The organism is Salinibacterium sp. UTAS2018 (assembly GCF_004118935.1).
Lineage (GTDB): Bacteria > Actinomycetota > Actinomycetes > Actinomycetales > Microbacteriaceae > Rhodoglobus.
In genome coordinates this window covers 1642757-1666259 of record NZ_CP035375.1, presented here as the reverse complement: position 1 = coordinate 1666259, position 23503 = coordinate 1642757, and the positions used below count along the sequence as shown (strand labels likewise).

Genomic DNA, 23503 nt, shown 5'->3' with positions numbered 1-23503 from the left:
TCTCCACACCATCTCCACACGGATGCGTCCTGTCCTCCACACCGCACGAGCACTGTGGAGCTACACCAAGAAAAAGGAGAACCACATGCGCAAGGCAACCATCATCACCACTTCGATCGTCGGCGGCGTCGTCGCGGTCGCTCTCATCGCCGGGTCTAGCTTCGCTGTCGGAGCAAAGGTCGGCCACATCGCGAACACCGCCGGATTCAGCCAGAGCGGTCATTCTTTGGAACAATCCGATCGCACGATGGGCGATGAGTCCCCGTCGTGGAAAACAGATCGTGACGGTCGCGGCGGCCACGGCTCGGACCACTCCGAGACGGGCGAGATTAGCGGTCTCGACGGTGGCACGCTGACGGGCGAACAAGAAGCGACGCTTTCGCTGATGGCCGAGGAAGAGAAGGTCGCCCACGATCTGTACATCGAGTTTGGCGATCTCTATGGCGACAAGGTCTTCGGTAACATCGCTAATGCTGAGAGCAACCACCTGTCGGCAGTGCAGACGCTGCTCGAACGCTATGAGCTGACCGATCCCACCGTCGGGCAAGCCGTAGGCGAATTTGATTCGGAGAGCATGCAGGAGCTTTACGATTCCCTCCTCGCGCAAGGCTCCGAGAGTCGAGACGGTGCCTACGAAGCAGCCCGCACCGTCGAAAAGACCGATATCCGAGACCTTGCAGCCGCAGCGGATGACGCAACGGCGCCTGACGTAATCGTCGTCTACGAACGACTGCTCGCGGCATCCGAAAAGCACCTGACGGCGTTTGGCGGTTGAAGCCGGAAGGCTGGCGGGCCACCGGCGGCAAGGTGGCGCGCCACTGACGGGTGGCTGGCGTCGGGCTGGCGTGGCCCGCATCCGCCGCATCGTGGAGTATTGGTCACATGAACGAAACACGCATAGTTGACCTGCGCCGAGAGCGCGGCTGGACCCAAGAGAAGCTCGCCACCGAATGTGGCGTTGGCATCCGCACCATCCAACGATTGGAAGCGGGTAATGACGCCAGCCTAGAGACGCTCTCGCTCGTGGCCGATGCGCTTGGGGTGCCCGTTCGGGATCTCTTCGCCGCGATCGAGAGCGATGAATTGAGCGGGCGGGTTGACTCCTTTGAATCGCGCGCGGGCGACCAGCAGGCCGCGCGCGACAGAGTTCGGGGAGGCTGGTTTATCCTCTTCGTCGGCGTTGGGGTGGTGGTCACGCTGCTGGGCGCGATGGACGGTCGGATGGGTTCCGTGGTCATTCCGGCGTATTGGGGCGGTGGACTTCTTATCCTCATCGCCGCTGACCGGCTTTACCTCAGCTCGCACTTGGATGCGAAGTTTCCACTTTCGCGGAGCAAGCGTGATCGGCGTCGTCGCAAGCGCATCGAGAGCAAGACCGAGGCTGTCCGGCAGCGTGCAGCAGGGGCGCCGTCGAAGCTGTAGCATTCGGTGAAACTCCCTTTTTGTCTCAGGTTAGGTATGCCATACTTAGGCAATGCTTACCTTGGAGCGCGAGATTGCGAAAGATGCCCGTCCGGGCTATCGGCCGTTCGCTGCGCGGGTCGAAAACATCCGGGTACTCTCGCCTCATTTTAGACGCGTCACCTTCACAGGCGCCGAGTTCGAGACCTTCGGAACTGACGGCTTCGACCAGCGCATCAAGATCGTTTTCCCGTTGCCGGGCATCGGTCTGAGTGACATTGGCGCGCACGATCCGCAGACCATCGCCGAGGGCACGTGGTACGCCCGCTGGCGTGCACTGCCCGACGACGTCCGCAACCCGTTCCGCACGTACACGATTCGTGCCGTGCGCCCCGAGCTTCGCGAGATCGACGTCGACATGGTCTTTCACGGCGCTAACGGTCCCGCTGGCCGGTGGCTCGACAACGCGGCGGTCGGCGACGAGGTAGTCATTGTCGGGCCCGACGCGGCAAGCATCCACTCCGGTATCGGCATCGACTGGCACCCAGGCCCCGCTCGCACCGTGCTTCTCGCTGGCGACGAAACCTCCGCCCCCGCTATCTGCAGCATCCTTGAACGCCTCGACCCCAGCGTGCAGGCGCACGCGTTCATCGAGATTCCGGATGCCGCAGACCAGCCGCCGCTGAACCTTGCGAGTAACTGCCACGTCACGTGGCTTTCGCGCGGCGAGCAGCCCGCAGGTTCCGCGCTCGACCCCGCCGTTCGGGCGTGGACGAAAGCTAACGCCTCACTCGTGTTGCCCGCACTCTCGCCGGCAGCTCAACCCCTCGGTGACATCGACGTGGACACCGAGCTTCTCTGGGATTCGCCGGGCGAAGCATCCGGAACGCACTTCTATGCCTGGCTTGCCGCCGAGGCCTGCGTCATCAAGCTTCTGCGTCGCTTTCTCGTGAGCGAGACCGGCGTTGACCGCAAGCAAGTGGCATTCATGGGGTACTGGCGTCTTGGCAAGTCCGAAGCGCAGTAGCTCGCACCACCGCACCCGACCATGACCCAGACTGCTCCGGCTTCGCGCGCACGGCTGAGCCTGCGCACCCAACGCTGGGTCACTCTCGGTTCTGCCCTTGGGCTGCTCGCGATTGTGCTCGTGCTGAGTCTGGCGCTCGGCGCTCGCGGCGTTGAGTTTTCTCAGATCTGGCAAGCGCTCTTTGCCCCCGAAGCAGGCAACAACGATCAGCTCGTGATTCGCGAACTGCGGCTGCCGCGCACGGTCGTCGGGCTCCTCGCCGGGCTCTCGCTCGGCGTTGCCGGAGCTGTCATGCAGGGCGTCACGCGTAACCCACTCGCCGATCCCGGGCTGCTCGGAGTCAATGCTGGTGCCTCGCTCGCGGTCGTGTTTGCGATCAGCGTGCTCTCGATCACGAACCCCACCGGCTACATCTGGTTCGCCTTTGCCGGAGCTGCCGCGGCGGCCACCATCGTCTACGCGATCGGCTCCCTCGGCAGAGAAGGCGCAACCCCGGTCAAGCTCGTGCTCGCGGGAACCGCCGTGACCGCCGGCATCACCTCCGTCATCTCGCTCGTACTCATCTCCGACACCTACACCCTCAACACTTTCCGTTTCTGGTCGGTGGGCTCGCTCGCCAGCCGTGACCTCGAGGCCGTGCGCCTCACGATCGGGTTCGTCATCGCCGGTGCCGTCCTTGCGATCATTTCGGGGCGGATGCTCAACCTCGTCGCCCTCGGAGATGACCTCGCTCGCGGCCTCGGTCAGCGGGTCTACGTTGCACGTGCAGTCGCCGCCGCAGCTGTCGTACTGCTCTGCGGATCTGCCACTGCGCTCGCCGGACCGATCGTCTTCGTCGGCCTCGTGGTGCCGCACATCGTGCGCCCTTTCACGGGCCCCGACTACCGCTGGATCATCGCCGTCTCCGCCATCGTCGGCCCAAGCCTGCTGCTCATCGCTGACATCGTGGGTCGCCTTATCGTCGCGCCGTCCGAACTCGAGGCGGGGCTCGTTGTTGCCGTCATCGGTGCTCCGGTCATGATCGCGCTCGTGCGCCGAGTGAAGTTGGCCGGGCTGTGACCGCCGTGCAGGGTGCGAACGTGGGGGCAAGTCCAGCCTCCCGAAACCCGCTGGCGGCTCGCACGGTACGAATAGTCGTCGGGCTGAGCGTCGTCGCCGTAGCACTCGCTCTCGTCAGTATTGCGGTTGGGGCATATACGCTCACGCTGCCCGATCTGCTCGTGACCCTGTTCGGTGGTGGCACCTCCTCCGACCAGTTCATCGTGTTCAAGCTGCGGCTGCCGCGAGTGCTGCTCGCGATTCTGGTGGCAGTAGGTTTTGGCCTCGCGGGAGCCCTCTTCCAAACCCTGCTTCGCAACCCCCTGGCGAGCCCCGACATCATCGGTATCAGCGGCGGCGCGAGCGTTGCGGCCGTCCTCAGCCTGCTCGTCTTCGGCGCGACCGGCATCGTTGTCTCCCTCTCCGCGCTCGGCGGAGCCCTCCTCGTCGCGTTCACGATCTACCTGCTGTCGTGGCGCTCCGGCATGAACGGCATGCGCTTCGTTTTGATCGGCGTTGGCATCGCATTCATGGCGCAATCGGTGATCGGCTACCTCATCACGCGCGGCGACGTGCGCGACGCGCAACAGGCCCTCGTGTGGATGGTCGGCGGTCTCGGCGGTGCCAGCTGGGACGACATCCTCATCATGGTTGTCAGTCTCGCCATCCTGTTGCCCGCCGTCTTTTTGCTCGCATCTAAGCTGCGGATGCTGCAGCTCGGCGATGATCTTGCAGCAGGTCTGGGGGTCTCTGTGCAGCGATCGCGGCTCGCCCTCATCGTCGTAGCCGTCGCTCTCGTCGCGATCGCGACAGCACTAGTAGGGCCACTCGCCTTCGTCGCGTTCGTCTCCGCCCCGATCGCTCGACGGCTGGTGCGCGGGGGAGGCCTCGCGCTCGTGCCGAGCGCGCTCGTCGCCATCGTTCTCGTGCTCGGTGCCGACTTCGTTGCTCAACACCTGCTCTCCACTGGCACTCAAGTGCCCACGGGGATCGTCACCGGCATTGTGGGCGCCCCCTACTTGCTGTGGCTCATCTCCACCACCAACCGCGAAGGACGTGCATCGTGAAGCAGAAACAGGCGCACACGCTCCGCGCCGAGAACATAACCCTCAACTACGGTGGCCGCGACATCGTGTCCGACTTGAGCGTCGAGATTCCTGACGGCAAGGTCACGGTGATTGTGGGCGCCAATGCCTGTGGCAAGTCGACGCTACTGCGGGGTCTGTCACGGTTGCTGCGACCGGCGTCGGGTCACGTCACGCTCGACGGACGTGACATCCATTCGGTGCCCTCGAAAGAGATCGCGCAGGTCGTAGGTATCTTGCCGCAGTCCCCGATCGCGCCAGAGGGCATTACGGTTCGCGACCTCGTGGCTCGCGGGCGTTACCCGCATCAGGGCTGGTTTCAGCAGTGGTCAGCAGCGGATGAGGCAGCCGTCGAGAACGCACTCGAAGCGACTGACACGGCCCAGTTAGCATCGCGCCGCATCGAGGAGCTCTCGGGTGGGCAGCGCCAGCGGGTCTGGATCGCGATGGCCCTGAGTCAGGATCCCGACATCTTGCTGCTCGACGAGCCCACAACGTTCTTGGATGTGCGCCACCAACTTGATGCTCTCGACGTGCTCGCCGATCTCAATCGCGAACGTGGCACAACGATCGTCATGGTGCTGCACGAACTCAGCCTCGCCGCCCGCTACGCCGACCACATGATCCTCATGTGCGAAGGGCGCGTCATCGCGCAGGGCACTCCCGCTGAGGTGGTGACTGCCGAACGGATGCTGGAGGCCTTCGGCCTTGAAGCCCGGATCATCGAAGACCCGGTCTCGCATTCGCCGATGGTGATTCCGCTGAGGCGGCGTTAGCGCGTTACGCGGTTACCCGCGCACCTCGTCATTAGCTCGCCTCGGCGCTGTTGGCGACAGCAACTCCGCTTGCACTATTCACTAAGGCAAGCCTATCCTTACTCTGCACCCATAGTCCGATCGAGGAGATCAATGTCACGCCGACCCCGCCTCGCAGCATTCGCTGCGGCCACCGCTGCCCTCATTGCGTTGAGTGGATGCGCCGCGTCCACTTCCGAGTCCGACACCGAAGCGCCGGCAGCATCCGACGCGTTCCCGGTCACGATCGAGCACGCGTTCGGCGAGACCGTCATTGAGAGCGAACCGCAGCGCGTCCTCACCCTGGGCTGGGGTAGCGGCGACGCCGTTCTCGCCCTCGGGGTTGTACCTGTCGGCATGGAAGCTCAGAACTACGGCGGCGACGAGAATGGCGTTTTGCCATGGGCGGTGGATGCTCTCACCGAGATGGGTGCCGAGACCCCGCTGATCTTCCCTGCCACCGCGGATGCTCCCGCTTATGAGCAGATCGCGGAAGCCGCTCCCGACCTCATCCTCGCCACCTACTCGGGAATCACTGAAGAGCAGTACGACCTGCTCAGCGAGATCGCGCCCGTTGTCGCCTACCCCGAACTGCCGTGGTCGACTCCGTGGCGCGATGTCATCAGCATCACAGGTACCGCCCTCGGCCAGTCAGCTGCAGCGGATGAGGTTCTGGCAAACATCGACGCTCTCGTCGCGGAGAAGGCGGCCGAGAATCCTGAGTTCGAGGGTAAGACTGTCGCTGCGACCTTCGACGTGGGCGGCACCTTCTACGTCTACAAGCCCGCCGATCCCCGCGTCGAGTTCTTGCTCGACCTCGGTCTCGAGAATGCACCCGCCGTTGATGCTCTGTCGAATGGCGACTCCACCTTCTTCTACACGCTCAGCTACGAAAAGCTTGACGAGCTCGACAGCGACCTGCTGATCGCGTACGCCGAGACTGAAGAAGTCGGCGACACCTTCGCCGCGCAGCCGTATGCGCAGAGCATCCCCGCTGTCGCGAACGGTGGCCTCGTTGCCGTCAATGGCGCATCGCTCGTCGCGTCAGTGTCGCCTCCCACGGCGCTCTCGCTGCCCTGGGGGATCGATAGTTTCGTAGACGCGATTGCTGGCGCTCTGAACTAACGCACGTGCTCGTCCACAGAAAAGGCCCCGCCGACATTGCGTCGGCGGGGCCTTTGTGGTCTGCGGTGTGGCTAGTGGCTAGTGGCTAGTGGCTAGTGGCTAGTAGCTAGTAGCTAGTAGCTAGTGGGAGTGCTCGGCCGGCGCTTCGCCAGCTTCTGCAGCAGCCTGCTGTTCAGCAACCTGCTTGTGAACCTCGACCATGTCGAGATTCTTGGCGCCTTCGATGACCTGCTCGAGAGCAGGAGCGGGAAGGGCGCCAGGCTGCGAGAAGACGAGTACGCCTTCGCGGAACACCATGAGCGTCGGAATTGAGGTGATTCCGGCCGCGCCAGCGAGTTCCTGCTGGTCTTCGGTGTCTACCTTGCCGAACGTGATGTCCGGGTGGGCTTCGCTTGCGGCTTCAAAGATGGGCCCGAACTGCTTACAGGGGCCACACCATTCAGCCCAGAAATCAACAAGCGTGATTCCCTCTTTAGTGATCGCCTGGCCAAAGTCTTCTGAGGTGAGTGTGATTGTCGACATAGTTACATCCTTTCATGCACCCCAACAACGGCGGCTGAACAAAGATTCCCGGGCCAATGGTCACTGGATTCGCACGACATCCCACAACGCTACGGCGACTGTTTTGCGGTTTCGCACAAACGGATGCGGTGGGTCCGGCATCCCCTTGGTTGACGGTGCACGAGACACTTTGCGCGCGCGCAGACCGGTCGTACGTTGTGGTTACCGCACTTTCACGAATCGAGATAGCCATGACCCAGGTTCACAACCACACGGCGACCGAGTCGGCGCCGGAGTCATCCACCCCCGCCGACGACGCCGCGACCTCCAGCACTGCGGCTGCCGCAAACGCCGCTGCCGTTCCCGCCATCAACGTCGAATGGCTGGGTGAGTACCTCCTCGGCAAGTGGGCGAAGGAACGTAAAGAGTCCCGCGCACTGATGTCGAAGCCTGAGTTCCATCGCGTCGATGGCCTCTCGATGCAAGACCACCGCGAGCGTGTTCTGCACCAGCTTTCGCTGCTTGTCGATAACAAAGCGGTTCACCGGGCGTTCCCGGTTGAACTAGGCGGCAACGACAACCACGGCGGCAACATCGCCGCGTTCGAAGAGACCGTTCTTGCTGACCCGTCGCTGCAGATCAAGTCGGGCGTGCAATGGGGGCTCTTTGGCTCCGCCGTCGTTCACCTCGGCACGAAGGAACACCACGACAAGTGGCTGCCCGACATCATGAGCCTCAAGACTCCCGGCGCCTTCGCGATGACCGAGATCGGTCACGGTTCGGATGTCGCGAGCATCGCCACGACGGCGACCTACGACGCCGACACTGATGAGTTCGTCATCAACACTCCGTTCCGCGCGGCGTGGAAGGAATATCTCGGTAACGCAGCGCTTCATGGCAAGGCAGCAACTGTCTTCGCCCAGCTCATTACCAAGGACGTCAACCACGGCGTGCATGCGTTCTATGTTCCGCTGCGCGATGACAACGGCACGCTTCCCGGAATCTCGACTGAAGATGACGGTCTCAAGGGCGGCCTGAACGGGATCGACAATGGTCGCCTCCACTTCGATCACGTTCGCGTTCCCCGCACCAACCTCCTCAACCGCTACGGCAATGTCGACGAGAACGGTGACTACACCTCCGACATCGACAGCCCCGGCCGTCGCTTCTTCACGATGCTCGGCACGCTCGTTCAGGGCCGCGTTTCGCTCGATGGTGCCGCAGTGCTCGCGAGCAAGCTGGCCCTGAACATCGCCATCAAATACGGTTCGGAGCGCCGCCAGTTCACGGCATCCAGCAACACGAACGAAGAAGTGATTCTGGACTACCAGCGTCACCAGCGTCGCCTGTTGCCGCGCCTGGCGCAGACCTACGCGATGTCGTTCGCGCACGAGGAGTTCCTCGACAAGTTCGATGGCGTTTTCTCGGGTCGCTCCGACACCGATGCCGATCGTCAAGACCTCGAAACGATCGCGGCGGCGCTCAAGCCGCTCAGCACGTGGGCTGCGCTCGATACCCTGCAAGAGGCCCGCGAGGCCTGCGGCGGTTCGGGCTTCATGGCCGAAAACCGACTCACGCAGATGCGCGCCGACCTCGACGTTTATGCCACCTTCGAGGGCGACAACAACGTGCTGCTTCAGCTCGTTGCTAAGCGCCTGCTCACCGATTACTCGCGCAAGTTTGCGGGGGCGGATGCTGGCGCGATGGCCCACTACGTTGCCGACCAGGTCAACGAGGCCGCCGTCAACCGCACAGGTCTTCGCCGCTTTGCGCAGAACGTGGTGGACTTCGGTTCCACCGCCCGCTCGATCGGCTACGTTCGCGATACCGACTCGCAGCGCCAGCTGCTCACCGATCGTGTCGAAACGATGGTCGCGGATGTCGCGGGCAAGTTGCGTCCGGCCAGCAAGCTTCCGAAGGCCGAGGCTGCCGCTCTCTTCAATAGTCACCAGAACCAGCTCATCTTGACCGCGTACGCGCATGGCGAGCTGCTGCAGTGGGAGGCGTTCACTCGCGCCATCGAGAAGATCGAAGACAAGGACACCGCTCAGGTCATGACCTGGTTGCGTGACCTCTTCGGCTTCACTCTCATCGAGAAAAACCTTTCGTGGTACCTCATGCACGGTCGCATCTCCACGAACCGCGCTCAAGCCATCACCGACTACATCGATGACCGTCTGCTGCCGCGTCTGCGTCCGCAGGCTCTGGATCTCGTAGCCGCGTTCGGTCTGACCGACGAGCTGGTGCGCGCACCGATTGCCTCCGGCATCGAAGCCAAGCGCCAGAACGAGGCTCGCGACTACTACGCCGCGCGCCGCGCGTCTGGCGAAGAGCCCGTGCACGAGAAAGATTTGAAGCAGAAGAAGCGCCGCTAAGCGCCTGCACTAAAAAAGGCTGGTTGCCCGCATCGTGCGGGCAACCAGCCTTTTCTGCGCGCGCTACACGCCGAGCTAGTTGCTGGGTGAGTCGGTTGCTGGTGCGAGCCAGTTGCTAGGCGTCGCTCGTGGTCGCTGAACTCTCGTCTGCTGCCGTGCCTTCGGCGTCGTCGTCGCCGCGACGTCCGCTGTCGAGGCGCAGACTGGCGAGGAACCCGAACGCCAGGAATCCGGCAGCCGCGAGCGCGGAGTACCGTGTCGAGTCGGTGAAGGCCTGACGAGCGTCGGCTGCGGCATCCGGAGACTGAGCATCGAGGGCACTGATGCCGGTGCCCGCGGAGTCGACGACGAGGTCGACGATCTGGCTACGTGCCTCTGCGGGAATATCGGCGCGCTCGGCGAGCTTGGCATCGAGCCCGGTGCCGAGGCTCGAGAAGAGCACGGTGCCGAGAATCGCGATGCCCAGTGCGGAGCCGATCTGGCGGGCGGTGCTTTGGGTTCCCGAACCTTGACCGGACTGGCTGAGCGGAACATCCTTGAGCACCACGCTCGTGAGCTGGGCGGTGGCGAGCCCGACACCAAAGCCGTAGATGAACAGGCCGGGGGCTATGTGCCACCAGACGGCGTCGGGGCTCAGAACAAGTGCCACGAGCAGGATGCCGATGATTTCGGCACCGATTCCGAACCGAACAATCGTCACGGGAGTGACCTTGTTGCCGAAGGCTCCTGCGAAACCGCTCGCGACAAATGAGCCGATAGCCAGAGCGAGGATGACGAGACCTGTCTGCAGAGCGTCGTAGCCGAGCACGTTTTGCAGCCACAGTGGCAGCGAGAGGATGATGCCGAATTCTCCGAGGGCGACAATCATCGCAGCGATGTTTCCGTTGCGGAACGACGGAATCTTGAGCAAACCGAAAGCCAGCATGGTCGATTTGCCGGCACGTTCGCGAGCGAATCCCCAGCGCACAAACACCACACCGCTCACGAGAGCGAGAGCGAATGCGAATGGGATGGGGGAGACATCCAGCGTCCAGAAGTCGGGAGGGGTATCGCTGAGGAACCAGCCGTAGCTGCGGCCCTCAATGAGAGCGAAGACGAGCGACGCGAACAGAACGACGGAGAGAACCGCGCCCACGACATCCACTCGTCGCTGGGCGGAAGGCTCTTTCGACTCGGTCGCATAGATCAGCACGCCGATGACGATGATGATGCCGAGGGGCACGTTGATGCCGAACGCCCAGCGCCACGAGTAATAGGTCGTGAGCCAGCCGCCCAGTAGAGGGCCAACGGCCGCCATTCCGCCGATCGTGGAACCCCAGACGGCGAAGGCGATGGCACGTTCCCGACCGCGGAAAGTGGCGTTGATGATCGAGAGCGACGAGGGGAGGATCATCGCCCCACCGATGCCCTGCACGAGTCGCGAAGCGATCAGCAGTTCTCCGCTGGCAGCGTTGGCCGCCAGGATCGAGGAGAGAGCAAAGACGATAACGCCAATGAGGAGAACGCGACGGCGGCCATAGCGATCAGCCAGCGTGCCGAACACGAGCAGCAGAGCGGCGAAGACGAGCGTGTAGCTCTCCTGCACCCACTGCACCTGCGTGGAATTGAGATCGAGATCTTCGACGACCGACGGGATCGCCACGTTGACGATTGTCGAGTCGACGATGATCAACGCCACCGCAATGCTGATGAACAGAAGCCCTAGCCAGCGCTTGCGGGAGGCGCGACGCTCGTTCATCGGACGGTCTGTTCAGCCTTAAGGCGTGCGGCGGTGAATACCGCGGCACTGGCGAGCACCGCGACGAGAGCGACGATAGCGGCGACCGCGGTTGGCTGCGAGATGAGGTCTCCGGTGAGGCGTCCGACGGCAACCCACGCGAGCCCCCAGCTCAGCGAAAGAGATGGCGCAAAGTGCGCGCGGCCACGGGCGGCGAGGGCGATACCGACGGCGCCGGCGACGAAGACAACAGCGACGCCCCACACGTCTTGCGAGACGCCGAAGCCAGTAAACCCGATGGCGGTGAGCCACGCGGCGATGTTGGCTGCGGTCGCGACGCAGACCCAGCCAAGGTAGAGACCGATGGTGCCGTCTGTGATGATGGCGTCGATCGCTCCGGCGGCGGGCAGCTTGACGGTGATCAGGTATGCCCGGACGAGCACAACGAGCAGAAGGATAATCACGGGAACGCTGAGGGCGAGCATGTCGAACTGGATAGAGAGAATCCAGGCCGCATTCAACACCAGAGAGGCAGCAACCCAGTACCCCACGCGACGGTGCAGTTCGGTGTTGGTCTGTTTCGGCAGCATCTGCCAAACGGCGTACGCAACGAGACCGAGGTAGATGATGCTCCAGATGGTGAACGCGGAGCCGGCCGGGGCGATGACGGTGGCGTCGGCGCTCAGTGCACCGCCCGCAACTTCTTCAACAGGGGTGCCGCCATAAGCGCCGGAGCCCACGAAGGCCCCGATGAGGGCAAAGGTCGCGCTCGCCGCAACCGTGATCTGGCGGACTACATCTTTAGATTCGCGCATGACGTTCTCCTTAGGCTTGCTGCCAGCCTAGAACTCTTGAAGCGGAGTTAACCGAAGAATCGCTGAAATAGGCACGGCGCTCAAAAGCTATGTGCGACGGCACGAATCGTGACAGTGGGCCGTGCGACCCGACGCGATTGTTACGCGAAGCCGCCAAGCAAGCTGGGCACCGCAAGGTTCACGAGCAAAACGGCGCCGGTAACGATGACGATCACGCCGATAACAACGAGAACAGCCTTGCCCAGAACGGTGACGACGGAGATGAAGTTCATGCTTCGATGCTACCGCAGTGCCCTCTGGCTAGAGCGATACGGTGCGGAACCCCGCGTTGCCCATCGACGAGTCAGGCGTGTTCTGTGAGCGAGCCGAGTTGCGGTAGCGATTGCAATACGAGATGTGGCAGAGATAGCTGCCGCCGCGGAGAACGCGAACGGAGCCGTTGCTGGGGCCGGCGGGATTGAGGGTGGGGGAGTCGGTGGTGAGCGTCGCGTAATAGTTCGCGTCGTACCAGTCAGAGCACCACTCCCACACGTTGCCCACCGTTTGGAAGAGTCCGTAGCCGTTGGGTTCGAAGGTGCGCACGGGCGCAGTAGTGAGGTATCCGTCATCGAGGGTGTTGGTGCGCGGAAAGTCACCCTGAAAGATATTGGTGCGCCAGCCGCCGGCATCCATCTCTTCGTCGCCCCACGGATATTTGGTCTGGTCGAGGCCACCGCGCGAGGCGTACTCCCACTCAGCTTCGGTGGGTAGCCGTCGCCCCGCCCACGCGCAATACGCTTCGGCATCGGTGAAACTGATGTGCACGGCCGGATGATCGCCCAAGCCCTCGACCGAAGAGTTGCGCCCGCCCGGGCGCTTCCAGTCGGCCCCGTTCACGCCAAACCACCACGGCGCTCCCGCTGCGCGACCGACGATGTCCTCGTCGGGGGCGGCAACAGCGAGATGGAATACCGCCGAATAGCCAAAGGTTTCTGCCTCGGTGAGGTAGCCCGTGGCATCCACGAAGCGTGCAAAGTCGTCGTTAGTCACGGTCGTGACGTCGATCGAAAAAGCTTCGAGAGAGATCGGATGCTGCGGCACTTCGCCGTCGGCGGCGTTGCGGTCGCCCGAGGAGTCGCCCATCACGAAGGTGCCCGCGGGAATCGTGGCCTGCTCGACGCGGTGATCACCGGACGCTGCCGTTAATGTCGCCGATCCACTATCGGCAGAAGCTGCGGGAGGGGCGGAGAGCGGCATGCCGAGCGGCGCCGCCGCGTTGCGCTGAGGTGTGCAGGCGCAGTTATCGCCGCAGCCCCCTGTCGTCACGTCATCCATCGTTCCAGCCTACGCCCGCGAGGTGGCTGCGTAGTTGAGTAGCTCAGCCGCAGTGCGGTTGGGGTGGACCTCTAATGTTGGTGCCCAGCACCTGATGCCGGATGTCGGCGCCGGGAGTAAAATCAGCCTGTGACTTTCAACGACAACGCTCGCATCAATTCCGACCGAGTCTCTCGCCGTGGCCCGGGCAAGGGCGTCGCAATCGGTGGCGGCAGCGCCCTCCTCGTGGTGGGACTATTCATCGCGTCCCAGTTTCTCGGGATCGACCTCACGGGCCTCGCTGGTGGCGGTAGCACCGGCAGCGAGCAGCAACAGGGGCAATCGCTTTCGGAGTGCGAGACTGCCGGGGCGGCAAACGACAGCATCGATTGCCGCATCGCGGGGGCCACGGATTCGCTCGACACCTACTGGGCCGGTGAAGTTGACGGTTACCGCACCACCAATGTCGTGCTGTTCACCGACCAGACGACCACCGGATGCGGCAGTGCGACGAGCGCGAGCGGCCCGTTCTATTGCCCGCCTGACGAGAAAATCTACCTCGACACCGCGTTTTACGATGACCTACGCACCCGTTTCGGCGCGACCGGCGGTCCCCTCGCCGAAATGTACGTAGTCGCGCACGAGTGGGCGCACCACATCCAGAACTCCACTGGAATCATGGAGGGGATTGATCGTCAAGCGACCGGCCCCTCGTCTGATTCGGTTCGCCTCGAACTGCAGGCTGACTGCTTCGCCGGTGCGTGGGTGGGGGCGGCATCCACGATTAAGAATGACGACGGGGTTGTCTTTCTCGATCCGGTGACGGATGCCCAAATTGCGGATGCTCTCAGCGCTGCGTCGGCGATCGGCGACGATCGCATCCAGGAGTCAACGCAGGGGCAAGTAACTCCGGAAACGTGGACGCACGGCTCGAGCGATAAGCGCCAGCAGTGGTTCACGACCGGACTCGAGGGTGGGCCGCGCGCCTGCAACCTCTTCGAGGTCGCGACGCCGTAAGTTTCGGCCGGGGGAGTGCAGTGCAGGCTTCCCCGTCGGAACTGGCTGCAAGCACGAGGGCAAAAAAATGACCCTCGCCCGGTAGAAGCCCGGGAAAGGGTCAAGTGGCTCCGACGGGCGTCGATCCCGTGACCTCACGATTTTCAGTCGTGCGCTCTACCAACTGAGCTACAGAGCCGTAAGAGTTTCCTCCTACTCGCAAGAGCTTCCCCTTGCTACAGAAAAAGCCCCTCCTTGCGAAGAGGCTTTCTGTTTGCGACCCTGACCGGACTTGAACCGGCGACCTCCGCCGTGACAGGGCGGCGCGCTAACCAACTGCGCTACAGGGCCAAGCTATTAAATTCTGTGTGTGTCTGGTGACCCCAACGGGATTCGAACCCGTGCTGCCGCCGTGAAAGGGCGGTGTCCTAGGCCACTAAACGATGGGGCCTCGAAGTCACAGAACTTCTTAGCTACCGAGGGAAAAGCATACGGTGCGTTTCGTGATTTACCAAACTGAGAAGCAAACTGCCTGATATTTCTCGAAGCGCTTTTTCCAACAGGCTTAAATGTACCCGACTTTTGAGGCGCCGGATACTACGTTCGATGAGAGGTTGAGGTTTGAGGGTCGGCTGAGGTCACCGTGAGGTATTTTCTCCGCGCGGCTGATCGCGTTTCACCGAAGCCCGCCACCCCTGAGAGGACTGATGAAGGTCATGCATTCGAGTCGAGGGATCGCCGCCCAACGCAGTCTTCGTTCCGTGGTTCTCCGGATTTTCGGGTTCACTGCCGCGCTCAGCCTTGTCATAGGCGTGAGCGTTGTCGCGGGCACTAGCCAGGCAGCGTTCGCCGATGACTACCCCACGTGGGGTGATGTCACCGAGGCTCGTGACGACGAGGCCGCCACTAAAAAGATTGTGGAGCGCATAAAGGCTGCTCTCGTCAAGCTCGAAGCCGATGCCGCGGCTGCCCAGAAGGTGGCCGAAGAAAAAGGCAACATCTGGCAAGAGGCCGATACGAAATATCAGGCCAAAGCATCTCAAACTGAAACCCTGCAAGAACAGGCGGATGCCGCCAGCATCGAAGCCGACGAAGCAGAGACGCGCATCGGCGAGATCGCCGTGCGCCTCGTGCGTGCCGGCGGTGGCGACGTGACGACCAATCTCTTGACCAACGCTCAAGACGCAGAGACGCTGCTCTACAACTTGGGGATGTCGTCAAAGATTTCGCAGCAGACGTCCTCTCTCTTCGACCGGGCCGTTCAGGCACGCAATACGGCTCAGTCGCTGAGCGACGCCACTGAAGTTGCTCGCGCTGAACTTGAAGTTCTCAAGATCGCTGCGGAGGAGGCCTTCATTGAAGCCCAGGCCGCAGCTCAGGCCGCGGCCACCGCTCTGGCGGAGCAACAAGAGCGCGAGATTGAGTTCGAGGCTCAGCTCGCCGCGCTGACTTCTGCTCGCGAGGCGACCGAAGCTAGCTATTTGGAGGGCGTGCGCAAGCGTGAGGCCGCCCGCGCAAAAGCTGCGGCAGCGGCTAACGTTCCTAACCTTGACGCTGGTGAAATTAGCTTGAGCGGTTGGGCTCGCCCCGCCGCGGGATACATCACGTCGGTCTACGGCTATAGCTCGAACTACGGTTCCAGCTTTCATAAGGGAACCGATATTGGTGCTGGTTGTGGCGCTGGTATTTACGCAGCTTCGAGCGGAACGGTCGTTTACGCCGGCTACGGCTGGAACGGCGGCTACGGAAACTACATCATTTTGGAGCACGCTGGCGGCGTTCGAACAGCGTACGGTCACATCGTCGATGGCGGCATCCACGTGTCCTACGGCCAAAGCGTGGCGGTCGGAACCAAGATCGCCAACGTGGGTACCACCGGAAATTCCACCGGATGCCATCTTCACTTCGAGGTTCGCCCGCAAAGTTGGAACACCACCAACCCCGTACCGTTCATGTCGAATGAAGGCATTCGTCTCGGCTAAATTGGGGCCCGGGCGTTGAGGTGGGCCGCAGGCGGGCCATAGGCGGGTCATAGGTGACCACTAGGTTCATCAAAAGGTTGAGACTTTTGGGCCGCGTGTTGTTAGTGTGGTCAATGTTATTCGTGTGACTAATGGCCATTGGTCCGCACTGAACAAGCCTTAGGGGAACAATTGAAGGTCATGCATGCGCGTCGGGGGACCGCAGCAAAGCTCACGCTTCGCTCACTTACTTTTCGTTTAATCGGTTTTACCGCCGCGCTTAGCCTCGTCGTAGGCGTGAGTGTCGTTGCCGGAACCAGCCAAGCTGCCTTCGCCGATGACTACCCCACCTGGAGCGATGTCACCGAAGCTCGCAATAACGAAGCGGCGACTCAGGAAGTTGTCAACCGCATCAAAGCGGCACTGATCGAGCTCGAATCGCAGGCCGCTGCTGCTCAAAAAGATGCCGAAGACAAGGGCAACGTTTGGCAAGAGGCCGACACCAAGTACCAAGCCAAGTCTGCTCAGACCGATACCCTGCAAGATCAGGCGGATGAGGCCGATACAGAAGCCGAAGAAGCTGAGAAACGGATCGGCGAGCTAGCTTCGCGACTCGTTCGTGCGGGCGGCGGAGACGTCACGACCAACCTGCTTGCTAATTCTCAAGATGCAGACGCTCTGCTCTACAACTTGGGCATGTCATCCAAAATCTCACAGCAGACCTCGGCACTGTTCGATCGTGCAGTGCAGGCGCGAAACACGGCTCAGTCGCTGTCGGATGCCGCAGAAGTGGCACGGGCAGAGCTCGAAGTTTTGAAGATTGCCGCCGAAAAGGCATTCGAAGAAGCGCAAGCGGCCGCAGCTGCAGCTGAAGTTGCCGTCGCCGAACAACAAGAACGCAAGATTGAATTTGACGCCCAACTCGCCGCTCTCACCTCAGAGCGGGTGACCACCGAAGCCGACTACCAGGCCGGTGTGAAGAAGCGTGAAGAAGAGCGCATCGCAGCCGAAAAGGCTGCCGCGGCTAAGGCCGCCGCACAGGCTAAAGCTGATCGGGCTGCGGCGGCTGCCGCGGCGGCTGCTAGCTCAAGCAGTGGCTCAAGCAGTGGCTCAAGCAGCGGCTCAAGCGGAGGCTCGAGTTCAGGTTCCGGATCCTCGAGCTCCAATGGCTGGACTAAGCCGGCTTACGGCTACATCACGTCGGTCTACGGCTACAGCTCGAACTACGGTTCCAGCTTCCACAAGGGCACGGACATCGGCGCAGGCTGCTACGCGAACATTTACGCGGCATCCAGCGGCAAAGTTGTGTACGCCGGTTATGGCTGGAACGGCGGCTACGGAAACTACATCATCCTCGAGCACGCTGGCGGCGTTCGTACCGCCTACGGTCACATCGCCCCCGGCGGCATCAAGGTTTCGTATGGCCAAAGTGTGTCAGCGGGAGCCAAGATCGCCGAGGTTGGAACCACCGGAAACTCCACCGGCTGCCACTTGCACTTTGAGGTTCGCCCCAACGGGTGGGACACCACGAACCCCGTGTCATTCATGTCAGGTAAGGGCGTTGGCCTCGGCTAAAGTCTGAGCACACGCTTGAGGCAACGGAGTCTCGGGCAGAGGGAGCACGCCATGCACTCAGTTGCCGGACTCGTTGTCGTGATCACGGGTGCTGCCCGCGGCATGGGCGAGATCTATGCTCAGCGAGCGGTTGCTGAGGGTGCGGCTAAGGTCGTGTTGCTCGACGTCGACGCTACGGCTCTGGATGTCGCAGCCGCCGCTCTGAGCGCTGCGGGCGGCTCAATCACGAGCTACGTCGTCGATCTCTCGTCTCGCACCGCGATCGAGACTGTCGCCGAACGCATCCGCGCTGAAGTCGGGACCCCGCACGTGCTCATCAACAACGCGGGCATCGTGCGCAGCGGCTACTTCTGGCAGCACGACGCTGTACGCGACATCGAAGCGACCATGCAGATCAACACGCTTGCGGCCATGTACCTCTCGCGCGAGTTGCTGCCAGCGATGATCGAGGGCGGAGCGCCCAGCCGCATCCTGAACATTGCGTCAGCGGCGGGAACTCTCTCGAATCCGAACATGAGCGTCTACGCGGCATCCAAGTGGGCCATGATCGGCTGGAGCGATTCGCTACGGCTTGAGCTCATCAAAGCGGGGCATGCGCAGATCGCGGTGACCACGTTTGCGCCCAGCTACATCAGCACCGGAATGTTCGCCGGAGTCCGAGGACCGCTCTGGACCCCGATCATGACTCCCGAAATTGCAACCTCGGCGGCGTGGGCGGCCATGCTGCGCGGCAAGCCCCTGCTTATGAAGCCGTGGACGGTAGGGCTCGCTCGCGGGCTCAAAGGCCTCCTGCCCACTCGGGCGTGGGACTTCGTGGCCGGCCGAGTCTTCAAGGTCTACAACTCAATGGATGAGTTCACCGGGCGCTGAGCCGCTCAGCCCGGTTAAACGCCGATGGCGAATGCCTGAGCATCCGCCATCGGGGTGACGCGTGCGGTACGTGAGCAGCGCGCGCGAGGAGTGTTGAGTGCTGCTTAGTGGCCTTCGGCCTTGAGCTTCTCGAAGCCGGCCTGAACGATGGCCTCTGCTTCGGCGGCGTCGCCCCAACCGTCGATCTTGACCCACTTGCCGGGCTCGAGGTCTTTGTAGTGCTCGAAGAAGTGCTCGATCTCTTTGCGCGTGAATTCGGGAACATCGTTGATGTCCTGAATGTGCGACCAGCGCGGGTCCTTGGCCTGAACGCAGATGACCTTGGAGTCGATGCCGCCGTCGTCGCTCATGTTGAGTACGGCAACCGGGCGAACCGAGATGCCAACACCGGGGAAGGTGGGGGCATCGAGCAGAATCAGCGCGTCAACGGGGTCGCCGTCGAGGCCGAGAGTGTTCTCGAAGAAACCGTAGTCGGTGGGATAAGCGAAGGTCGTGAAGAGAAAACGGTCGAGAAATACGCGACCAGTTTCGTGGTCAACTTCGTACTTGTTCCGGCTTCCGCGCGGAATCTCAACGACAACGTCGTATGCGGCCATAGAGCTGCTCCTAAGAAAATTATGGGGTTGCTGCAATAACGTTACTGGATGCACTCCGAACGGCGCCCCCGTCTTACGCCCGCAATTGCTGATGTTCGGCGTGCAGTGCGCACCGCGCTGGGCTCGCTGCCGGTGCCCGCAGACTCAGAACCTCTCGTTCTTGTCGCCCTCAGCGGTGGCCCCGATTCGCTGGCTCTGGCGGCGGCAACGGCTTTTGAAGCGTCCAGGGCGGGGATGCGAGCGGGGGCCGTGATCGTGAATCACAACCTTCAAGACGGGTCAGCGGATGTCGCAGCCGCCGCCGCGCAGAAGTCGCGCGACCTTGGGCTCGATCCCGTCGACATCCGCTCGGTACTCGTTGGTGACGCCGGAGGCCCCGAGTCCGCTGCCCGCGACGCGCGCTACGCGGCGCTTGCCGCTGCCGCCGCCGAGCACGGCGCCATCCGCGTGCTGCTCGGCCACACCCTCGACGATCAGGCCGAAACAGTGTTGCTCGGTCTTGCCCGCGGCAGCGGAGCGGGCAGCCTCAAGGGGATGGCAGCTGATACCGGCCAATACTTGCGGCCGCTACTCGCCATCGCGCGAACCACGACCGTTCAGTGCTGCGAAGACTCCGGAATCGTGGCGTGGAATGACCCGCACAACCTCGACACCTCGTACACGCGAGTGCGGGTGCGGCAGACCGTATTGCCGCTGCTCGAACGTGAACTGGGGCCCGGCATCCGCGACGCTTTGGTGCGCACGGCCGACCAAGCGCGCGAAGATGCCGAGGCTCTCGATCATTTTGCGGAAGAAATGGCCGAAGATTTGGCCGAGATTTCGGAGGCCGGAATCTCGTTGCCGGTGCGCGCGCTTGCCGCTAATCCTGCCGCTCTTCGCCAGCGTTTGATTAGGTTGGCGGTGGCCAGCGAGTTCCATGTATCGCTGAGCCGAACGCACACTCTGGAGATCGCGAGGCTGGTCACCGACTGGAGGGGGCAGGGACCGATCGACGTTCCCGGCGTTAGGGTTGAACGACGAGAGAACCTTCTCCACTTTTCGGCCCACAGTGAGGAACGCGATGCAGTTTAGCGATGTCGAAGGAGACCTCAGCGAGGTCCTTCTGACCCAGGAAGAGATCCACGAGAAGATCGCCGTGATGGCGCGTCAGATCGAGATCGACTACGCCGGCGAGAAGGTGCTGCTGGTTGGCGTGCTTCGCGGTGCTGTCATGGTGATGGCCGACCTGGCTCGCGAATTGGCTCTACCGATCGAGATGGACTGGATGGCCGTCTCCTCGTACGGTGCCGGCACGCAGTCCTCGGGTGTCGTTCGCATCCTCAAAGACCTCGACAGTGACCTCGAAGGCCGCAAGGTTCTTATCGTCGAAGACATCATCGATTCGGGCCTTACGCTCTCCTGGTTGCTCGGCAACCTGCGCAGCCGCGGCGCTGCCTCGGTAGAGATCTGCACCCTGCTGCGCAAGCCGGATGCCGCCAAGGTCGAGGTTGACGTCAAGTACGTCGGTTTCGACATCCCCAACGCCTTCGTGGTCGGCTATGGCCTCGACTTCGCCGAGAAGTACCGCAACCTTCGCGGAATCGCAGTGCTCGCTCCCCACGTTTACGCGTAGGGCCGGCTGAATGCGGGCGCAGGCAGCCATTGATCAGGCGACCGACGAGATCGTTGGTCTTTTTGAGAATCGAGTAGCGGAACAGAAGGCTCCAGCATCATTCTTCGCGGTCTTTGGACCCGATGGCATCGTGCTGGAGGGCGGCTACGGCGAGAAGGTCCTCGGCGAGGGCAACGCTCCCGACCGCGACACGGTGTTCCGCATTGCGTCGTGCACCAAGAGCTTCACGTGCACGATGTTGCTCATGCTGCGCGACCGCGGTCAGCTCACCCTTGATGCGCCGATCACTGACTTTGTTCCGGCGTTCACGCCGCTTGAGCCAGCGGCTGCTCCCGTGACGCCCAGCATCCGTCAGCTCATGACGATGTCGGCGGGGTTCCCGACCGATAACCCGTGGGGCGACCGCGTCGAGGAAATGACGCGGGCCGAACTCGACGAGTTCATGGCGACGGGCATCCGCTATTCGAGTACGCCAGGCACTCGCTTTGAGTACTCGAACCTCGGCTATGCCCTGCTGGGTGAAGTCATCGCCGAGATTACGGGCCGCCCCTACATCGAGGCCGTTGCTGCCGAAATTCTCGAACCCCTTGGCCTCACCTCGACCCGCTTCGAGGAGGACCCGGATGCCGATGTCGCCCTCGGCTACCGGCTCGCCAATGGGCAGTGGCAGGTTCAGCCGTTCACCGGGCCCGGAGTCTTTTCTTCCATGGGCGGTTTGTTTTCCAGCGCGACCGACCTGGTGCGCTGGTCGCTGTGGCTCGCCGGTGCCCTCGACCCCGAAGACACCTCCGACGGCCCCTTGTCTGCTGCCAGCCGCCGCGAACTCCAACAGATTCAGCGCGCCGTGCCCGAGGGCATGTCGAAGGCTGCCGAGTTTTCCGAACCGACAGCCCACGGTTATGGCTACGGCCTGTTCATCGATGAGGGCACGACGAAGATCGTGTCGCACTCGGGCGGGTACCCCGGAGTGAGTGCCCACATGCGCTGGCACGCCCCAACCGGCCTCGGCATTGTGGCGTTCGAGAATGGCACGTTTGCGGCATCCTCGATCCCGGCAACTCAGGCTTTGCAGGCTGCGTTGAATGCGTACGGCGAGCTGATGACGCCAGCTCCGGCTTGGCCCGAAACTCTGGCCGCTCGCGACGTGTTTGATGGCCTCGTTCGCGAGTGGGATACCCCCACCGCGGATGCGCTTGCCGCCGTCAACCTCGCGCTCGATGTTCCGTGGGAAGAGCGCATCGCTGGCATTGCGAAAGCGATTGCTGAGGTGGGGCCGCTCACCGGTGCGCCTCTGACCGAAGTACCGCGCACGCTCAGCGACACTCCTGCCGTGACCAACTGGACGATCGACGGCGAACGCGGTCGCATCAAGTGCCACATCTTGATGAGCCCGGAGCTTCCACCGCGCATTCAGACCTTCACGGTCACGACAGAAAATCACTAACTCAGCGAGCGTCAGACGTCGCTGATTGGTCTTCTAGATTGAGCCGTTTTGGTCGGAATTTGAGTCATTAGTTCTTTCAAAACCATCCAACGTTTCGCGGCATCAGCGGTACTTGCTGGGTAGTGCCTACCTGGAACCTCGGTCATTTGCCATTGGTGGCCACGATCCGTTGCTCGATCCGCGACCGATTTCGTCGAACCGGGGGACACGATCTCGTCATTCGTTGCCGCCAAAACGAACACCGGTGCTGCGCCTTTGTGCGAGCGATTCGACGGCAAGGAGATACCCAGATCGTCGGCTCCGAATCTTTCGGATGCCCACGTAGAAAACTCTTCATTGTGCGGGCTGTGACGCTCGATGTGCTCGGTCAGGCTGAGAATCGGGGACATGACTACCACTCGCTTCACAGCCTCGAGGTCGCCTAGCTGTGCTGCAACCCAAGCACCAAAGCTAACGCCGAACGCCACGACAGATTCATAGCGGTGCCGCGCAATTGCATGACGAATAGCGCGGGAGACAGTCTCGACGGACTGCCTCCACGAACCCCATGCGGACGTCTGAAATGCGTCCCCGAAACCTAGTGATCCCGGATAGTTGATAATTAGCACATCGACGTTTCGGTCAAGCCACTCCCTATACGCGCCGCTGTACCTTAAGTCGTCGAGCTCATGGCTGTCAGGGCCACCATGGAATGACACAACTAGGTTTTTGCATCTCACCCCTGACCTGCTGACCCGTACGCAGGGGACGCCTGCGATTGATATGTACTCGACCTTGATGTCGGATCTAGGCGCGGCGACTCCGCACATTTTCTGCGGGCCGCTAATCCAGCTCGATCCAATGTTCAGTCCAGTAAGCCGCAGAACTGGAGTTTGGGTGGCACCAATGGAGAAGATCTGCGCTGTACCACAAGGAGAGATCCAGTGATCAAAATCCAACGTATCGGGCTTAGCGCGAAATACGGACTGGCCAAGTCGCGCGTGTATGGCGTACGCGAATACTTCAAGATCAGACGCGCCAACATCAACTATTGACCACGACGAGGGAAGAGACAGCTTCAAGGTGCCCTCAGCTCGAGCTAGGAAAAACTGGCTACCCTGCTTTGAAGACTGCCTAATGACTGCGAAGCTTGTCGTTGGGTGACTTACCTTTCCGTCCCCTCCATGGAGGTAACCACCAGCAGAGTCGAAGGCAGCCCATCGGTTGTTGGGCAACTCGCAGATAAACGTTCCGTCGGACAGGACACACTTTGGGATGGCCTCGCCCATCTGTAGAGAT

Annotated in this window: 22 protein-coding genes and 3 tRNA genes; 15 read left to right on the top strand and 10 right to left on the bottom strand. The window is 62.2% G+C overall.

All coding sequences use genetic code 11. The annotated features are described in order from the left end of the window. Nucleotides 1-85 precede the first annotated feature (85 nt). The 7 genes from ESZ53_RS07985 to ESZ53_RS07955 all read left to right on the top strand — a co-directional run bounded on the left by ESZ53_RS07985 (nt 86) and on the right by ESZ53_RS07955 (nt 6470). Complete coding sequence (locus ESZ53_RS07985) at nt 86-775, top strand: DUF2202 domain-containing protein (RefSeq protein WP_168187204.1); 690 nt, start codon at nt 86-88, stop codon at nt 773-775. Nucleotides 776-882: 107 nt separating this feature from the next. After that, nucleotides 883-1422 (top strand): helix-turn-helix domain-containing protein, encoded by a 540-nt coding sequence (locus ESZ53_RS07980; protein WP_129072338.1) that lies wholly within the window; start codon nt 883-885, stop codon nt 1420-1422. Between the two features lie 52 nt (nt 1423-1474). Continuing rightward, nucleotides 1475-2428, top strand: a complete 954-nt coding sequence (locus tag ESZ53_RS07975; RefSeq protein ID WP_129072337.1) for a siderophore-interacting protein — start codon at nt 1475-1477, stop codon at nt 2426-2428. A 21-nt stretch (nt 2429-2449) separates the two neighbouring features. Next, nucleotides 2450-3487: an iron ABC transporter permease gene (locus tag ESZ53_RS07970; RefSeq protein WP_129072336.1), complete on the top strand. Its 1038-nt coding sequence runs from the start codon at nt 2450-2452 to the stop codon at nt 3485-3487. After that, nucleotides 3484-4533: an iron chelate uptake ABC transporter family permease subunit gene (locus ESZ53_RS07965; protein ID WP_210403779.1), complete on the top strand. Its 1050-nt coding sequence runs from the start codon at nt 3484-3486 to the stop codon at nt 4531-4533. The genes ESZ53_RS07970 and ESZ53_RS07965 overlap by 4 nt, the downstream gene beginning before the upstream one ends. Continuing rightward, a complete protein-coding gene (locus tag ESZ53_RS07960; RefSeq protein WP_129072335.1) occupies nt 4530-5327 on the top strand; it encodes an ABC transporter ATP-binding protein in 798 nt (265 codons plus the stop codon). The genes ESZ53_RS07965 and ESZ53_RS07960 overlap by 4 nt, the downstream gene beginning before the upstream one ends. Nucleotides 5328-5459: 132 nt before the next feature. Then, the gene (locus ESZ53_RS07955; protein WP_129072334.1) at nt 5460-6470 is read left to right on the top strand and encodes an iron-siderophore ABC transporter substrate-binding protein; all 1011 of its coding nucleotides are present in this window, start codon (nt 5460-5462) and stop codon (nt 6468-6470) included. Between the two features lie 120 nt (nt 6471-6590). Here ESZ53_RS07955 and trxA read toward each other — a convergent pair whose 3' ends face one another. Continuing rightward, entirely contained in the window at nt 6591-6992 is a 402-nt protein-coding gene (gene trxA / locus ESZ53_RS07950; protein ID WP_129072333.1) for a thioredoxin, read from the bottom strand. A 230-nt stretch (nt 6993-7222) separates the two neighbouring features. Between trxA and ESZ53_RS07945 the strand changes: the two genes are divergently transcribed. After that, a complete protein-coding gene (locus ESZ53_RS07945; protein ID WP_129072332.1) occupies nt 7223-9346 on the top strand; it encodes an acyl-CoA dehydrogenase in 2124 nt (707 codons plus the stop codon). Between the two features lie 115 nt (nt 9347-9461). On the opposite strand, the gene ESZ53_RS07940 is transcribed toward ESZ53_RS07945, so the two are convergent. The 4 genes from ESZ53_RS07940 to ESZ53_RS07930 all read right to left on the bottom strand — a co-directional run bounded on the left by ESZ53_RS07940 (nt 9462) and on the right by ESZ53_RS07930 (nt 13192). Further along, a complete protein-coding gene (locus tag ESZ53_RS07940; protein WP_129072331.1) occupies nt 9462-11084 on the bottom strand; it encodes a DHA2 family efflux MFS transporter permease subunit in 1623 nt (540 codons plus the stop codon). After that, nucleotides 11081-11878 carry a tryptophan-rich sensory protein gene (locus tag ESZ53_RS07935; protein WP_129072330.1) on the bottom strand — a complete coding sequence of 266 codons (798 nt, stop codon included), beginning with the start codon at nt 11876-11878 and terminating at the stop codon, nt 11081-11083. Before ESZ53_RS07935 ends, ESZ53_RS07940 begins: the two co-directional genes overlap by 4 nt. 140 nt (nt 11879-12018) lie before the next feature. Beyond that, entirely contained in the window at nt 12019-12150 is a 132-nt protein-coding gene (locus ESZ53_RS14530) for a hypothetical protein (protein WP_256386339.1), read from the bottom strand. 28 nt (nt 12151-12178) lie between these two features. Further along, nucleotides 12179-13192, bottom strand: coding sequence for a formylglycine-generating enzyme family protein (locus ESZ53_RS07930; protein WP_246837254.1), 1014 nt, complete (start codon nt 13190-13192; stop codon nt 12179-12181). A gap of 129 nt (nt 13193-13321) precedes the next feature. On the opposite strand from ESZ53_RS07930, the gene ESZ53_RS07925 reads away from it, so the two are divergent. Beyond that, a complete protein-coding gene (locus ESZ53_RS07925) occupies nt 13322-14188 on the top strand; it encodes a neutral zinc metallopeptidase (RefSeq protein WP_129072329.1) in 867 nt (288 codons plus the stop codon). A gap of 105 nt (nt 14189-14293) precedes the next feature. Here ESZ53_RS07925 and ESZ53_RS07920 read toward each other — a convergent pair. The 3 genes from ESZ53_RS07920 to ESZ53_RS07910 all read right to left on the bottom strand — a co-directional run bounded on the left by ESZ53_RS07920 (nt 14294) and on the right by ESZ53_RS07910 (nt 14618). Next, a tRNA-Phe gene (locus ESZ53_RS07920) sits at nt 14294-14366 on the bottom strand. A 78-nt stretch (nt 14367-14444) separates the two neighbouring features. Continuing rightward, nucleotides 14445-14518 (bottom strand) — tRNA-Asp (locus ESZ53_RS07915). A gap of 24 nt (nt 14519-14542) precedes the next feature. After that, nucleotides 14543-14618, bottom strand: a tRNA-Glu gene (locus tag ESZ53_RS07910). A 310-nt stretch (nt 14619-14928) separates the two neighbouring features. Between ESZ53_RS07910 and ESZ53_RS07905 the strand changes: the two genes are divergently transcribed. From ESZ53_RS07905 to ESZ53_RS07895, 3 genes are all read left to right on the top strand, one after another. Then, the gene (locus ESZ53_RS07905) at nt 14929-16149 is read left to right on the top strand and encodes a M23 family metallopeptidase (RefSeq protein ID WP_246837253.1); all 1221 of its coding nucleotides are present in this window, start codon (nt 14929-14931) and stop codon (nt 16147-16149) included. A gap of 276 nt (nt 16150-16425) precedes the next feature. Further along, complete coding sequence (locus tag ESZ53_RS07900) at nt 16426-17703, top strand: M23 family metallopeptidase (protein WP_246837252.1); 1278 nt, start codon at nt 16426-16428, stop codon at nt 17701-17703. A gap of 51 nt (nt 17704-17754) precedes the next feature. Continuing rightward, entirely contained in the window at nt 17755-18573 is an 819-nt protein-coding gene (locus tag ESZ53_RS07895) for an SDR family NAD(P)-dependent oxidoreductase (RefSeq protein WP_129072326.1), read from the top strand. Nucleotides 18574-18677: 104 nt separating this feature from the next. Here ESZ53_RS07895 and ESZ53_RS07890 read toward each other — a convergent pair whose 3' ends face one another. Next, nucleotides 18678-19169, bottom strand: coding sequence for an inorganic diphosphatase (locus ESZ53_RS07890; RefSeq protein WP_129072325.1), 492 nt, complete (start codon nt 19167-19169; stop codon nt 18678-18680). Nucleotides 19170-19217: 48 nt separating this feature from the next. On the opposite strand from ESZ53_RS07890, the gene tilS reads away from it, so the two are divergent. From tilS to ESZ53_RS07875, 3 genes are read left to right on the top strand one after another with little or no spacing between them, the layout of a single operon-like run. Beyond that, nucleotides 19218-20240, top strand: coding sequence for a tRNA lysidine(34) synthetase TilS (gene tilS, locus ESZ53_RS07885; protein WP_129072324.1), 1023 nt, complete (start codon nt 19218-19220; stop codon nt 20238-20240). Next, nucleotides 20230-20781 (top strand): hypoxanthine phosphoribosyltransferase, encoded by a 552-nt coding sequence (hpt, locus tag ESZ53_RS07880; protein ID WP_129072323.1) that lies wholly within the window; start codon nt 20230-20232, stop codon nt 20779-20781. Before tilS ends, hpt begins: the two co-directional genes overlap by 11 nt. A gap of 10 nt (nt 20782-20791) precedes the next feature. Beyond that, the gene (locus ESZ53_RS07875; RefSeq protein WP_129072322.1) at nt 20792-22225 is read left to right on the top strand and encodes a serine hydrolase; all 1434 of its coding nucleotides are present in this window, start codon (nt 20792-20794) and stop codon (nt 22223-22225) included. 11 nt (nt 22226-22236) lie between these two features. On the opposite strand, the gene ESZ53_RS14470 is transcribed toward ESZ53_RS07875, so the two are convergent. Next, nucleotides 22237-23034 (bottom strand): S9 family peptidase, encoded by a 798-nt coding sequence (locus ESZ53_RS14470; RefSeq protein WP_246837430.1) that lies wholly within the window; start codon nt 23032-23034, stop codon nt 22237-22239. Between the last annotated feature and the right edge of the window lie 469 nt (nt 23035-23503).